General features: G+C 40.4%; 14 protein-coding genes. 9 read left to right on the top strand and 5 right to left on the bottom strand.

The annotated features are described in order from the left end of the window. The first annotated feature begins 111 nt into the window (after positions 1–111). Both K5Q58_RS09935 and K5Q58_RS09930 read left to right on the top strand, forming a co-directional pair. On the top strand, positions 112–846 hold the full coding sequence (locus K5Q58_RS09935; protein ID WP_220753771.1) for a response regulator transcription factor: 735 nt from the start codon (positions 112–114) through the stop codon (positions 844–846). Positions 847–980: 134 nt separating this feature from the next. Continuing rightward, the gene (locus K5Q58_RS09930) at positions 981–2,435 is read left to right on the top strand and encodes a sensor histidine kinase KdpD (protein ID WP_220753770.1); all 1,455 of its coding nucleotides are present in this window, start codon (positions 981–983) and stop codon (positions 2,433–2,435) included. Positions 2,436–2,561: 126 nt separating this feature from the next. Here the strand turns inward: K5Q58_RS09930 and K5Q58_RS09925 are convergent, their stop codons facing one another. Continuing rightward, positions 2,562–2,780 carry a hypothetical protein gene (locus K5Q58_RS09925; protein WP_220753769.1) on the bottom strand — a complete coding sequence of 73 codons (219 nt, stop codon included), beginning with the start codon at positions 2,778–2,780 and terminating at the stop codon, positions 2,562–2,564. A 313-nt stretch (positions 2,781–3,093) separates the two neighbouring features. Next, entirely contained in the window at positions 3,094–4,158 is a 1,065-nt protein-coding gene (gene hemE, locus K5Q58_RS09920; protein WP_153914634.1) for a uroporphyrinogen decarboxylase, read from the bottom strand. A 468-nt stretch (positions 4,159–4,626) separates the two neighbouring features. Between hemE and rsd the strand changes: the two genes are divergently transcribed. Continuing rightward, the gene (rsd, locus tag K5Q58_RS09915) at positions 4,627–5,103 is read left to right on the top strand and encodes a sigma D regulator (RefSeq protein WP_220753768.1); all 477 of its coding nucleotides are present in this window, start codon (positions 4,627–4,629) and stop codon (positions 5,101–5,103) included. Positions 5,104–5,265: 162 nt separating this feature from the next. Here the strand turns inward: rsd and K5Q58_RS09910 are convergent, their stop codons facing one another. The 3 genes from K5Q58_RS09910 to K5Q58_RS09900 all read right to left on the bottom strand — a co-directional run bounded on the left by K5Q58_RS09910 (position 5,266) and on the right by K5Q58_RS09900 (position 7,474). Then, positions 5,266–6,309, bottom strand: a complete 1,044-nt coding sequence (locus K5Q58_RS09910; protein ID WP_220753767.1) for an MJ1255/VC2487 family glycosyltransferase — start codon at positions 6,307–6,309, stop codon at positions 5,266–5,268. 144 nt (positions 6,310–6,453) lie between these two features. After that, positions 6,454–6,978, bottom strand: coding sequence for a phosphatase PAP2 family protein (locus K5Q58_RS09905; protein ID WP_374758493.1), 525 nt, complete (start codon positions 6,976–6,978; stop codon positions 6,454–6,456). A 238-nt stretch (positions 6,979–7,216) separates the two neighbouring features. After that, the gene (locus K5Q58_RS09900; RefSeq protein ID WP_220753765.1) at positions 7,217–7,474 is read right to left on the bottom strand and encodes a uroporphyrinogen decarboxylase; all 258 of its coding nucleotides are present in this window, start codon (positions 7,472–7,474) and stop codon (positions 7,217–7,219) included. 382 nt (positions 7,475–7,856) lie between these two features. On the opposite strand from K5Q58_RS09900, the gene rraA reads away from it, so the two are divergent. The 6 genes from rraA to tatA all read left to right on the top strand — a co-directional run bounded on the left by rraA (position 7,857) and on the right by tatA (position 13,268). After that, positions 7,857–8,342 (top strand): ribonuclease E activity regulator RraA, encoded by a 486-nt coding sequence (rraA, locus tag K5Q58_RS09895; RefSeq protein WP_220753764.1) that lies wholly within the window; start codon positions 7,857–7,859, stop codon positions 8,340–8,342. A gap of 161 nt (positions 8,343–8,503) precedes the next feature. Beyond that, on the top strand, positions 8,504–9,541 hold the full coding sequence (locus K5Q58_RS09890; RefSeq protein WP_220753763.1) for a formimidoylglutamase: 1,038 nt from the start codon (positions 8,504–8,506) through the stop codon (positions 9,539–9,541). 365 nt (positions 9,542–9,906) lie between these two features. Further along, entirely contained in the window at positions 9,907–10,662 is a 756-nt protein-coding gene (gene ubiE / locus K5Q58_RS09885; RefSeq protein WP_220753762.1) for a bifunctional demethylmenaquinone methyltransferase/2-methoxy-6-polyprenyl-1,4-benzoquinol methylase UbiE, read from the top strand. After that, positions 10,662–11,282 (top strand): SCP2 domain-containing protein, encoded by a 621-nt coding sequence (locus K5Q58_RS09880; protein WP_220753761.1) that lies wholly within the window; start codon positions 10,662–10,664, stop codon positions 11,280–11,282. Before ubiE ends, K5Q58_RS09880 begins: the two co-directional genes overlap by 1 nt. Beyond that, on the top strand, positions 11,279–12,928 hold the full coding sequence (gene ubiB, locus K5Q58_RS09875) for a ubiquinone biosynthesis regulatory protein kinase UbiB (RefSeq protein ID WP_220753760.1): 1,650 nt from the start codon (positions 11,279–11,281) through the stop codon (positions 12,926–12,928). Before K5Q58_RS09880 ends, ubiB begins: the two co-directional genes overlap by 4 nt. A gap of 100 nt (positions 12,929–13,028) precedes the next feature. Next, positions 13,029–13,268, top strand: a complete 240-nt coding sequence (gene tatA / locus K5Q58_RS09870) for a Sec-independent protein translocase subunit TatA (protein ID WP_102526388.1) — start codon at positions 13,029–13,031, stop codon at positions 13,266–13,268.

The raw sequence follows: 13,268 nt of genomic DNA, 5'->3' as shown, positions 1-13,268 counted from the left end.
CCATTCTCAGGTTATCGGAAGACTTGTTCATTTAACATAAATTAAACAAGTTGAAATTTAATCTCCCCAAGTCAGGTCTGCTCAATAGGGATCTGATTTGGGAAATTTTAGATGAACGATAACACTAAGCATAACGGCCATCAGATAAAGCAGCATATTTTACTGGTTGAAGACGAACAAGACTTAGCCAAGTTAATTATGTTGAATCTGACCGCATTAAATTACGAAGTGTTTCATGCCACTACGTTAAGCCGAGCCATGCAGATAATCGACTCTAAGGCGCTGGATTTGATCTTAATGGATCGAATGCTACCTGACGGAGACGGTATTATGCTTTGCCAGCAACTACGTGAAGCTGGAAAGTCATTACCTGTCATGATGCTCACCGCTAAAGATTCTGAAGCCGACATTGTGCTGGGTTTAGAAGCTGGCGCAGATGATTACTTAGTCAAACCCTTTAGTGTTTTAGAGCTTAGAGCTCGCGTTAAAGCCATGCTTAGGCGCAGTAAAGTGCAACAAATACAGACTGAACAGCTGGAATTTAATGGGGTGACGATTAACTCAACCACCCGTGAAGTGGTATCAAATAACAGCGCTTTAGAACTCACGGCAAGAGAATTTGATTTATTGCTGTTTTTAGCTCAGCACCCTCAACAAGTATTCAGCAGAATGCAGTTACTCGAAGCGGTTTGGGGCTATAACTATGACGGTTATGAACACACGGTAAACAGCCACATTAACCGTTTACGCACTAAACTTTCGAACAGCCCAGGTCATCCAGAGTTAGTTAAAACCGTCTGGGGAGTAGGTTACAAATTTTCTCCACCAGCTGCAGAGGCACATTAGTTAACTTCAACTCGGGTTAATAGCACCAGTAATTAATAGCAGCAGTAATTAATAGCAGCAGTAATTAATAGCAGCAGTAATTAATAGCAACGGTCGTTACTTACACCAGTCGATACCAAGGTAGGTTTCACATTATGAATCGATTATTTAACCGACTCTTCCTCTCTGCGACTGTGGTTGTATTGCTGTTATTTGTCGCTTTGTGGCAATGGCTACAGCTAAACCATGAGTTCAGCCGTAATCAAATCCAGCAATCTTTACATCTGCAACTTGCTGAGCACATGGCACATATCAACCCCTTACTCTCTCAAGGCATTACCTCTGACGCTGCTTTAAAAGAAGCTTTTCATGATTTTATGTTGCTGGGGCCAAGCTTTGAAATCTATACGCTCGATCCTGAAGGAAGAGTCGTTGCTTACGATGCAAAAGAAGAAAAAATTAAAAAAGACCGCGTAGATTTAAACAAGATCCAGCAGTTTATTGCCGGTCGTGACCTCCCCATTTTAGGCACAGATCCTCGCTCTACCGAAACCCAAAAGATATTTTCAGTTAGCCCACTGGTGACCGAAAACGGACTTCATAGTGGTTACTTATATGTCATTATTGGCGGTGAAGATTACGACAGTTGGCAGGCGCTAATTAACTCAGAAAACCAACCTAAACTCTGGGGAGCAACTATCGGTTTTTGGATCATTTTTGCATTGATTTTATTTGTATTGTTATTAGGTTTTTTCACTCGCCCCATTCAAAAGTTGGCCAGTGATTTAACACGCTTGAAAGATGCACCGCTTGAAGAAAACTTGACCCTACCCGACCGCTACAATGGCAGTTTAGAAATCAAAAACCTGAGTGAGCACATTAACCATTTATTGCAAGAATTGAATCGTCAACATCAACAAGTCAAACGCCAGCAACAAGCCAAACACGACTTTTTATTGCACTTATCACATGACTTGAAAACGCCATTAACGTCGTTGATTGGTTATATCGATACTTGGTTGCTTTCACCTCCTGATGAACGTCAGCCTGAGTACATAGAATACGCAGCCAATTCAGGGCAAAACTTACAGCAACTCTTGTCACAATTACTTGAACTTGCAGCACTGGAAAATGGTCAGATAAGTGCTCAGATTAAACAAATCAATTTACGCGAAGTGTTACTCGACTTACAGCAAACTTTTGCGCCGAGAGCCCAAAAACTGGGAGTAACTTTAGATTTTGATGTTACCGATGAACTGCAGGTTTATACCGACCCTCAATTAATGCGTCGAATATTGAATAACCTCGTTGATAATGCACTGCGTTACACGCCCAAACATGGCACCATTACGGTATACAGCGAAACCCTAAATGGACATAGTTGGCTAGCAGTTAAAGATACAGGTGCAGGCATGCACAAACATGAAGTCGAAGCGTTAAAGCAATTATCGATGCATCAACTTAATTTTGCCCCCGATCAACCCCTACCGCAACTGGGAGTTGGCCTTGCCATTGTCAGGCAGTTGCTTGGATTATTAAAGTGCCGTATTGATATCAAAAGTACTCCGGGAAAAGGCAGTCACTTTATGATCGAATTAGCCATAATCTAACTCATTTATATAAATTCAAAAATAACAAAGCCACCTTTGAAGGTGGCTTTGACATTTGCGTACATCAATATAACCTGCAATAAAAGTAAACCCTGAGTAGAGTTATCTTTAGCGGATTACTTGGTGTTAACCATTGGCAATTGATTGATACACTTTTTTGATTTTATGGAAGAAAAGACTAGCAAAACCAGCGAATAAGCATATCCACATGAATAATACTGATACAACCGTTATAAATTGCCCCATGTAATAATCGGCATTAGCAACGTAGATGTAATGAGTACCTGGAAGTAGTGCCGCAAAAATAGCAAAGAACACTAAAGCAACAATAATTTGAATTTTCATATTTAACTCTCTTTTTAGCGAAGGCTACTAGATGTGGCTTCCATCCCATCATGAAACAAAGCTAGTTAGCTTGATACAATTTATCCTCAGAATGAATATAAAATATCAAATTAACTCCCTGAATAGTTTTGCAAAGATCACAAATTAGAATATCTCATTCTCACTTTGTGATATCACACACCACATAATTTATAGGTGACATACCAAACTTAGCAGGCCTTCACCAAACCTCTACTTATTTTACACAATAAAAAAGACGAGCAATGCTCGTCTTTTGTCGCGTCATTAAGATGCATTAAACTTTAGCAAAAAATTACTTGTGGTATTTGCCCGATAACTCATGAACTGAATTAATGAACGAACCTGCATGTTCAGGATTAACATGTTGGTGAATACCATGACCCAAATTAAATACATGACCAGTACCTTCACCGTAAGATGACAAGATTTGGTCAACTTCTTGATGAATACGCTCAGGAGATGCGTAAAGTACAGATGGGTCCATGTTACCTTGAAGAGCAACTTTTTCACCAACACGACGACGTGCATCGCCAATATCAACAGTCCAGTCTAAACCTAGTGCGTCACAACCTGTTTCAGCCATCGATTCTAACCATAGTCCGCCACCTTTAGTGAATAAGGTAACTGGTACTTGGCGACCGTCTGCATGGCGAGTTAAGCCATCAACGATTTTTTGCATGTAACGTAGTGAGAATTCACGGTAAGCATGGTGAGATAACGCACCGCCCCATGAATCGAAAATCATTAACGATTGAGCGCCGTTAGCAACTTGTGCATTTAGGTACAAGATAACTGAGTCAGCTAACTTGTCTAATAGCATGTGTAATGTTGCTGGCTCTTCGTAAGCCATTTTCTTGATTTTTTCGAAAGTTTTGCTTGAACCACCTTCAACCATGTAAGTCGCAAGTGTCCAAGGAGAGCCAGAGAAACCAATTAATGGTACTTCACCTTTTAGTTCACGACGAATAGTGCTTACTGCACGCATCACGTAACCTAATTCGTCTTCTGGATCTGGAATGCAAAGCTTTTTAATTGAATCGATAGTATCAGTAGGACGTTCAAAACGTGGGCCTTCGCCAGTTTCGAAATATAAACCTAAACCCATCGCATCTGGAACGGTAAGAATATCTGAGAATAAGATTGCAGCATCTAAGTCGTAACGACGAAGTGGCTGTAAAGTCACTTCACATGCTAAATCTTGGTTCTTACAAAGAGACATAAAGTCGCCCGCTTCTGCGCGAGTCGCTTTATATTCAGGTAGATAACGTCCAGCTTGACGCATCATCCAGACAGGCGTTCTGTCAACAGGCTGTTTTAATAAAGCGCGTAAATAACGATCATTCTTTAATTCTGCCATTGGGCTTGATTCCTAAACATATAGTGATATCCGCTGGCGCGTAGTTTAGCACTTATGCGATTAATGTAACCAGCGATGCTAAATTAATGTGAACTAACACCCCAACTAGTATCGAATTTGCTAATACAATCGTTATCATGCTCACAGAATACTCATAATTAGGTACTATACAGGCCTAATTGGATAAAAAAGTTGCACCTCTTGTTCGCCTTTGGTATAAAAAGTCTGCGCTAGCAAGAACAATCAAGAAGCACGATAAATCGAGCCCTTAAAAAATCTATTTGCCCAGTGATAGCTTGCTATCACTGGGCATTTTTCTTTATATAGCTTTCCGCATTATTATTATTCTCTATCAAATAACGCTTTATCTGGTCGATCCATTCGATCTTTTACAGAAAATAGTTGATCAATAGTTACTTTCTCTCATACATTAAGTGTTATGGATTAGTTGTAAAACTGGAATTAGCTATGCTGACAAAACTCGAAAAAGCCGAACAGAAATGGGGCGGGTCTAATAAACTTGTCGATCAATGGCTACAACATCGCAGAGTATTACTGATCCAATATTTTAAAATTGCTGGTCTTGCACCATATACCATGCCAGCAAAAAGTCTGCCTAAAGCCGATGCTGTAAAACAATTCTGTGCACAATTGGTCGATTACGTCTCTGAGGGACACTTCGAGGTTTATGATCAAGTGGTCAACGAATGCGAGAAGTTCGGCGAAACCAGTAAAGCCCGAGCCCAGCTACTACTGCCACAAATTAGCGAAACAACTGATGCTGCACTGGACTTTAATGATAAATACACTGAAGCCGATAATGACGATGTGTTAATGGATTTAGATGCTGATTTATCCAAATTAGCTCAAGCGATGGAAACTCGCTTTGCTTTTGAAGATGAGCTGTTAGAACAACTGTATGAGCATCATTCAAAAGCCAGTTAATAGCCTTTTAAACAATGCCAATATCCTTTCAATGTAAATATAAACGCTCTCTTTGCAGTAAATAAAAGAGAGCTCCCAAGTGTAATAAAAGTGCTACCCACTCCATTCGGAGTTATGCACACTGTGCAATATACTCACGCTCAAAATAATTTAGCTCTACAATTATTTACGCCAATTGTCTGGCAACTCTACCTGCGACCATAAATCGTTACACAGTACTTGATGCTGGTGCCAGTCACCTTGTTTTAACCATTTCACCAATGCATCACCTACCTGCGGGTATTTTATTGCTTTAGGCGAAGCTGATTTTAACCAGCGGTTTAAGATCAACCCATCGAGCTTTTCCATACTCTGAGCTGCGGCAAGTAATTCTAGTGCAGCCACATTAGATGACTGCTCGAATTGGCCTAATAATGGTTTTACCAACAGCTTTTTGCCAAGCGTCATGGCCTCACTAGCTAATTCAAACCCAGCATTACCAATCACTCCTCCACACTGTGACATATGTTTTTTAAAACCAACTCGATTAAACCCAAACCAATTGATATGTTCAGGTAAATCGAGTGTAGGTTTATCTGCGTGATACACAAAGAACTGGTAATCATTAAAGGGGCTGAGAAATTTAGCGATGGCGTCAGCGTTTTCAAAAGGAAGATAAACTAATATCTGATGGCTATGATCACCTCCATTTGGCTCCACTTCCACAAAGGGTGGCAATATTGGAAAACCAAAGTGATGCCAATGGCAGCCCAATTTAATATCCGTCGGGGCAAAGTTATTCAAAAGTATTTCATCAAACCAGCTCATTCCCTGCTTAGGTACGGGATACTGCAGCGCCGCTTGATGACTAATACTAATCGAAGTGACCCCTTGTTTTTTAGCCGCCCAAGCTGTGACTGGTTCAAAGTCATTGAGTACTAAATCGTAGTCAGCCAAATCCATTTGCTGAACTTCCGACAAAATCGGCGAGGTCACATTACGTTTAACGGTTTTCGTTAAATTAACTCGGCCGCCTTCAGTGATGAACGACATGCCTTTTCTGACTTGATAATCACCGAAGCACTCCATATCAAAATATTGGTCTTCATTGCGGCCACTAAATAAAAAATCCACTTCTATATCTGTTTTACTCAATGATTTCGCCATGACTCGTGCGCGACTAATATGGCCATTTCCAGTCCCTTGAACACCATATAATATTTTCATAAAGTTCCTTGTGTTAACACGTGCTGATTGCAGCAAGCCAAATAAGGCAGTGCGCAGGTTATTTTTATTGTTTAGTAAAACTAAATTCGAACTTAAGCTACCTGCGTGTCACCAATAATAAGGCAACACAATAGTATCGATAGGTTAAACAAATTGACCTGCCAATAGGACAGCGCCCATTCCTAACCCCATTCCCGCCAAGATATCTAACGGATAATGAACCCCTAAAGCTATGCGCGATAACCCAATAAATATCGCCCAAGCAAAGGCTATAGGCGCAAGTGCGGGGAAAATATTCAACACCACAGAAGCCATAATGAACGCTGCAGCGGTATGGCCTGACGGTAAACTGAATTTATCTGAAGGTTGAAAATCAGACTCAAATCCAGCAAAAGCAGCACAGGGACGGGTGCGACGAATTGAATTTTTTAATAGTAAATACAGTGGCAGCTCAATGACGTAACTCAGCAGCATCAAGTTAAAAAACTGACCACCTTGGGGATGAAGAAACAGCAAACCCACACCAATATATACATAGAAGTGCCCATCACCAGTGGCTGATACTTTTTTGGCAAAGTCAGTTAATTTATGATCTCGGCAAAAAGTCAAAATACGACAAAACAACAGTTTATCTAAAGTTGCTATGTTAAACGTCACGTCCCTAGCCATAATAAATCCCTATTGATTAATTGTTATTCAACCATTGTAAGAACTGTAATTATTGCCAATGACGCTGACGTGACATTCTGTCGAAGGTTTTATGACAAAATATTGATTGGGGCGTTTAAGAATAAGAAGTTATAGATTAAAGGGGGCGCAAATAAGGAATGATAATATACAGAGGAGTAATGAGATTAAGGTGCCTTATTAATTATTCATTAGTAAGACACCTCATTTGGCAGCAAACTTAAGCAGATGCCTCTTCAAGGCTGTCCGACTTACTTGTGCGATAAATTTTGATCAAATGAAATATATTGATCCCAGCAACAAATGCATTCATGCCTGCAACTGGCCATGCTTCAATTTGTACACCGTAAATAACGAATAATGTACAACCGACAAAGTTTAACCAACGTAGCCAAATAATATCTTTCATCATTAATGAGATAGCCACCATAACCGATGCGCCATAACCAATGATTTCAACAACGTCTAACCCTTCCATAAGAACCTCTCATTAAGGCCCTCTGCCATCCATAAGCGTTACGGGGGGTCCGTGCCCCTAAAGCAAATAAAACAAACTGCATTTAATTAAGCACTGATATTAACAAAAATTCATACAGGGTTGTAATAAAAATCCGTAATATGATGACTAAGATCAAAATTTGTTGCACTCACAGCGCATAATGTAAGTTATTTTCTTACAGACTGGATTAAACTGAATCATTCTGACTTTTTATAACATCGGTTTATAAATCAACTTGTTGCTTTATCGCAATCTGGTGATGAATATCGCTGTTAATTTCATAAAAAGCTCATATAATTCATTTAAGATTGCTTAACTACTAGCGAGAAGTCATAAATCGCTACCCCCAAGGAGTGTCACTATGGAATACAACACCTCAGAATTGTGTGATATGTATTTAGATGTTGTTGATGTCGTCGAACCTATGTTCAGTAACTACGGCGGTACGAGCTCTTTTGGTGGTTCTATTAGCACCATTAAATGCTTCGAAGATAACGGCCTTATTGCTGACGCACTTCAGGCTGAAGGCGAAGGTAAAGTATTATTAGTTGATGGTGGTGGTTCTATGCGCCGCGCACTAGTCGATGCCTCAATTGCTGAAATTGCTGTTGCTAACAAATGGGAAGGCATTATCGTTTATGGTTCAGTTAGAGACGTAGACGCACTAGAAGAAATGGACATTGGCATTCAAGCATTGGCTTCAATTCCAATTGGTGCTGATAGCAATGGAGTCGGCGAAGTCGAAATCCCAGTTAATTTTGGTGGCGTGACCTTCTTACCTTTCGACCATATTTATGCTGATAACACAGGTGTAATTTTATCACCTGAAGCATTAGATATTGAATAACAGTTTAAGCATTGCTTAAATTGACTAAAGCCAGCTATGCTGGCTTTTTTATTGCCTCATTCACATGAGGAATATATGCTATTTTGTACAAACAATGACCCCTTATTATATTAAGACAAATAATAACAATAATAATAACGACGACAATTTAAGTAGGCCCTATGCTACAAGTTATGACTCAAACTTGGTTAGACACATTTATTTCCACCCGCGAGGGCGAAACTAAATTAGGTCAGCAAGTCCAACTACTAAAAAGCCCTCAAGCTAAGACAAATCAGCTCAAGCAATCATTGCAAGATGCCAAAACCCAAGGTGCACAATTTGTTATCTTAGGAATAAGTGAAGATGCTGGCCCAAGAGCTAATTTAGGCCGCGGGGGCTCAACCACAGCATTTAATGCAGCGTTAGGTCAGCTACTTAATTTTCAGTCGAATCGTTACCTCAACGGCCGAGAATGTTTGATTCTAGGTAATATTGAACCTAAAACAATAGACAGTAACGCCACTACAGAACAATTAAGACAGGCCACTGCTGCGCTTGATAATCAAGTCATTGAAGTGGTAACTCAAATCCTTGCTGCAGATCTCGAGCCTATTGTCATTGGCGGCGGTCATAATAACGCCTATGGACTATTGATGGCGACAAAGGCGCATTTCAATCAAGCTGCAGCTGCCGTTAACTTAGATCCTCACAGCGACTTTAGGCCAAGAGAAGGCAGACACAGCGGTAATGGGTTTAGTTATGCCGCCGCAAACGGGGCGTTAGCTTATTATCATGTATTAGGCTTACACGAGCTTAAAAACAGTGAAACAACCCTAGATCAACTGAGTTTGTTTGGCGGTCATTGGCATAGCTTTCAACAAATATGGGTAAGACGCGAAATCAGCTTTGAAGATGCATTAAAAGCGATTGCTAACAATTTAAATCAAACCCAACTACCTGTCGCACTCGAGCTCGATGTAGATGCTATTGCGAAAATGCCTAGCAGTGCCTCAACCTATGCTGGCGTGCCTTTATTAGATGCCTGTCATTACATTCATTATATTGCCAAACACTGCCAAACAGCTTATTTACACATTGCAGAAGCGGCGCCACAATGCCATGAAGCCGGTGAAAGCGCGGGCAATAGAGATGTAGGTCAAAGTGTCAGCGAATTGATTTACGCATATATTCAAGCAAAAAAACCAGTTCAGTACTGAAAGAGGGTTAAAGAAACAGTTAAGTGAATCATTAATTAAAAAATTAAGTTCATATTAGTGAGTTGGCCTATTTGGCTCACTAAAATTGAACCCTGTATTTACATTGAACGTATCAATTATTGTTCATGCTATGTTTTCAATAATTACAGACTATTCAATATCGAATAGATTTATGGTCTAATGCAGGGCAATTTTTATGGCGCCTTTATGCAGAGTGTCAAGTAACACCACTGAATCAAATCTGCAGGGCTACATTCCAAGCTGTTTCTAGTAAACTGGATCACACTCTCGCTGATTAAAGTTTCTGCAAAGCAAGCAATGGCATACACTCGCAGTTAATTACCGCACATTATAGGAATACACAGATGTCTGAGGGCGACCCAAAGAACACTCATTTTGGTTATAAAACCGTTGATTCAGAAAAGAAAGCTGACTTAGTCGCTGACGTATTTCACTCGGTTGCTGCTAAATACGACATCATGAACGATGTAATGTCATTTGGTGTTCATCGTTTCTGGAAACGTCACACGATTGCAACTGCTGGCGCGCGTCCAGGCATGAAAGTATTAGATTTAGCTGGCGGCACTGGTGACTTAACCGCTAAGTTTTCACATTTAGTTGGCGATCGTGGCCAAGTTGTTTTAGCTGATATCAATGATTCAATGCTTAAAGTTGGTCGTACTAAATTGCGTGACAAGGGTATTGTCAGCAACGTTAACTACGTACAAGCCAATGCTGAAGCTCTGCCATTCCCTGATAACCACTTCGATATTATTACGATTGCATTTGGTTTACGTAACGTGACAGATAAAGATGCAGCATTGCGATCAATGCGCCGCGTGTTAAAGCCAGGTGGTAAGTTACTCGTACTTGAGTTCTCTAAACCGCAACACGAAGTAATGCGCAAAGTTTACGACTTATACAGCTTCAAAGTGCTACCAAAAATGGGCGCATTAATTACTCAAGATGCAGACAGCTATGAATACTTAGCTGAATCTATTCGTATGCACCCAGATCAAGAAACATTAAAGCAAATGATGATTGATGCAGGTCTTGAACAAGTGGATTACACCAACATGACTGATGGTGTTGTTGCCTTGCACCGTGGTTATAAGTTCTGATGCAACCCAACCATTTTTCATTACTGACTTGCGCGGCCTTAGAAACTGCGATTACGCAGCTACAAGTGCAAGATCAGGGTGAATATGCTCGCCTTAAAAATTTACACGGCAAAGTGTTCTGCATTCAGTTAAGTCAACTCGAATGGCCGTTATACTTGGTATTTGCTAAGCAAATTCAAGTGCTCAGTATCTATGAAGGCGAAGTGGATGTCAGTGTTACCGCTGACGCCACAACACTGTACCAAATATCTGAAGGCGAAAGCCTCACAGAGCTGATTAAACAAGACAAACTGAAACTTGATGGTGACATCAATTTACTGCAAACCTTCAGCCATTATCTACGGCATATTGAATTAGATTTTGCTGAGCCTTTGTCTCGTTATATCGGTGATGCACCAACGCATATGTTGGTGTCTGGCAGCAAACACTTTGCTAATACTGCAAAGCAAATATTCGAAAAGTCGCGTTCTCACGTTGGCCAATTAACCACCGAAGAATATCGTCTTGCGCCTCATCAAATAGAATTCATTCATTTTCGTGATAATCTTGAAGACCTTGTCGAAGAGACCTCAACGATTGCTTCACGAATTGATAAATTAAGAGAAAAAATTACCCCATGACAATTGCAAGTATCAGGCGCGGTTATCAAGTCATCAAGACTGTATTACATTACGGCTTAGATGATGTTTTACCTCATAAGAAAACACCCTGGTACTTCTCTCTTCTGCGTAATAGCTTTTTTTGGATTCGCAATCAACACAAAGATAAACTTGCCGCCGAGCGTCTAAAACTTGCGATGCAAGAGTTAGGGCCTGTGTATATCAAGCTCGGACAAATGTTGTCGACCCGCCGTGACTTATTAAATGATGAGTGGGCAGAAGAGCTTGCCATGCTTCAAGACAGAGTCCCACCGTTTGACTCTGCTTTAGCACGTGAAGCCATTGAAGCTGAATTAAAAGCGCCAATTGAAAGCCTATTCGATAACTTTGACGATACCCCACTTGCCTCGGCTTCAATCTCGCAGGTTCACACAGCCAATTTAAGAGAAAATGGCGCTGAAGTCGTGCTAAAGGTACTCCGCCCTAATGTTGAAGCGCAAGTTAAAGCTGATTTACAGCTCATGTGCCAAGCAGCCGACTTACTCGAAAAACTCTTAGGTGAAGGTAATCGTCTGCGCCCTGCTGAAGTGATTGAAGATTACCGCACCACGATTCTTGGTGAACTCAATTTAAAGCTTGAAGCATTAAATGCAGTTAAACTTCGCAACAATTTTTTAGATTCAGACGCCTTATATGTACCTTATGTTTACGAAGATTATTGCTTTACTCGCCTGATGGTTATGGAGCGAGTTTATGGTATTCCGGTTTCAGATGTTGAGGCGCTCAAAGCTCAGGGCACTAATTTAAAATTACTTGCTGAACGTGGTGTAGAACTGTTTTTCACTCAAGTATTCCGTGATAATTTTTTTCATGCCGATATGCACCCTGGCAATATTTTTATTAGTCGTGAGCACCCAGACAATCCATTCTATATCGGTATGGACTGCGGCATCATGGGCACATTAAGCGATGTCGACAAACGCTATTTAGCTGAAAACTTTTTAGCCTTCTTCAACCGTGACTACCAACGAATTGCACAGCTTTATATTGAATCAGGCTGGGTTTCGGAAAACACAGACGTACTGGCATTTGAGCAAGCCGTTAAAGTGGTTTGTGAGCCAATGTTCAACAAACCATTAGATGAGATATCATTTGGCCATGTGCTTTTAGAACTGTTCCGCACAGCCCGTCAGTTCGACATTGTTGTTCAGCCACAGTTGGTGTTACTTGAAAAAACCTTACTGTATATCGAAGGTTTAGGGCGTCAGCTATACCCTCAACTTGATTTATGGTCTACCGCGAAACCATTTTTAGAGCAGTGGATGTCTGAGCAAGTAGGTCCTAAGGCAATTTTTGATAAAGTTAAAATGAAGACACCTTATTGGGCCGAAAAACTGCCAGAATTTCCAGAGCTTATCTATGACAACTTAAAAGCCGGCAGAAAGTTGCTTGGAACACAACAACAAATGCTTGATAAGTATTTGAAGTTTCAACACAAAGCTCATAAAAGTAACTACTTGTTAATTACATCTGCCGTATTATTGATCTGCGGCACACTATTATTAAATCAAGACGCTACACTATGGCCTTCTTATATTTGTCTAACTGCAGGTATAGTGCTTTGGTTCACAGGATGGCGATCCAGACCAAAGAATCGGAAATTTTAACTAGCACTTATTCATTAGAGGTTCATAATACTCAATGTAATAAAGGTTATAATTTTGACTTTATTCAACATCACTTGTTTATTCTATAGAGGAAATGTTCATGGGCGGCATCAGTATTTGGCAGCTTCTTATCGTTGCGTTAATTGTTGTTTTGTTATTCGGAACTAAAAAGTTACGTTCTTTAGGTGGTGATTTAGGTGGCGCAGTTAAAGGCTTCAAAAATGCTATGAATCCTGAAGACGAAGAGAAAAAGTCTTTAGAAGATAAAGATAGCACTGCGAAAACTTCACAACAGGCAACTGAACAAAAGTCCGAGTCAAAGGACAAAGAACAGGCGTAA

Source organism: Shewanella sp. KT0246, assembly GCF_019654955.1.
Lineage (GTDB): Bacteria > Pseudomonadota > Gammaproteobacteria > Enterobacterales > Shewanellaceae > Shewanella > Shewanella goraebulensis.
The sequence above is the reverse complement of the archived record's forward strand: the minus strand, read 5'-3'. Positions and strand labels throughout refer to the sequence as shown.

What these genes read in the sequence shown, in the direction of transcription:
- hemE (WP_153914634.1), bottom strand. Translation starts at nt 4,158, where the DNA reads ATGGCAGAATTAAAGAATGATCGTTATTTACGCGCTTTATTAAAACAG.
- K5Q58_RS09900 (WP_220753765.1), bottom strand. Translation starts at nt 7,474, where the DNA reads ATGGAAGGGTTAGACGTTGTTGAAATCATTGGTTATGGCGCATCGGTT.
- K5Q58_RS09925 (WP_220753769.1), bottom strand. Translation starts at nt 2,780, where the DNA reads ATGAAAATTCAAATTATTGTTGCTTTAGTGTTCTTTGCTATTTTTGCG.
- K5Q58_RS09880 (WP_220753761.1), top strand. Translation starts at nt 10,662, where the DNA reads ATGCAACCCAACCATTTTTCATTACTGACTTGCGCGGCCTTAGAAACT.
- K5Q58_RS09910 (WP_220753767.1), bottom strand. Translation starts at nt 6,309, where the DNA reads ATGAAAATATTATATGGTGTTCAAGGGACTGGAAATGGCCATATTAGT.
- rsd (WP_220753768.1), top strand. Translation starts at nt 4,627, where the DNA reads ATGCTGACAAAACTCGAAAAAGCCGAACAGAAATGGGGCGGGTCTAAT.
- rraA (WP_220753764.1), top strand. Translation starts at nt 7,857, where the DNA reads ATGGAATACAACACCTCAGAATTGTGTGATATGTATTTAGATGTTGTT.
- K5Q58_RS09890 (WP_220753763.1), top strand. Translation starts at nt 8,504, where the DNA reads ATGCTACAAGTTATGACTCAAACTTGGTTAGACACATTTATTTCCACC.
- K5Q58_RS09930 (WP_220753770.1), top strand. Translation starts at nt 981, where the DNA reads ATGAATCGATTATTTAACCGACTCTTCCTCTCTGCGACTGTGGTTGTA.
- ubiB (WP_220753760.1), top strand. Translation starts at nt 11,279, where the DNA reads ATGACAATTGCAAGTATCAGGCGCGGTTATCAAGTCATCAAGACTGTA.
- tatA (WP_102526388.1), top strand. Translation starts at nt 13,029, where the DNA reads ATGGGCGGCATCAGTATTTGGCAGCTTCTTATCGTTGCGTTAATTGTT.
- K5Q58_RS09905 (WP_374758493.1), bottom strand. Translation starts at nt 6,978, where the DNA reads ATGGCTAGGGACGTGACGTTTAACATAGCAACTTTAGATAAACTGTTG.
- ubiE (WP_220753762.1), top strand. Translation starts at nt 9,907, where the DNA reads ATGTCTGAGGGCGACCCAAAGAACACTCATTTTGGTTATAAAACCGTT.
- K5Q58_RS09935 (WP_220753771.1), top strand. Translation starts at nt 112, where the DNA reads ATGAACGATAACACTAAGCATAACGGCCATCAGATAAAGCAGCATATT.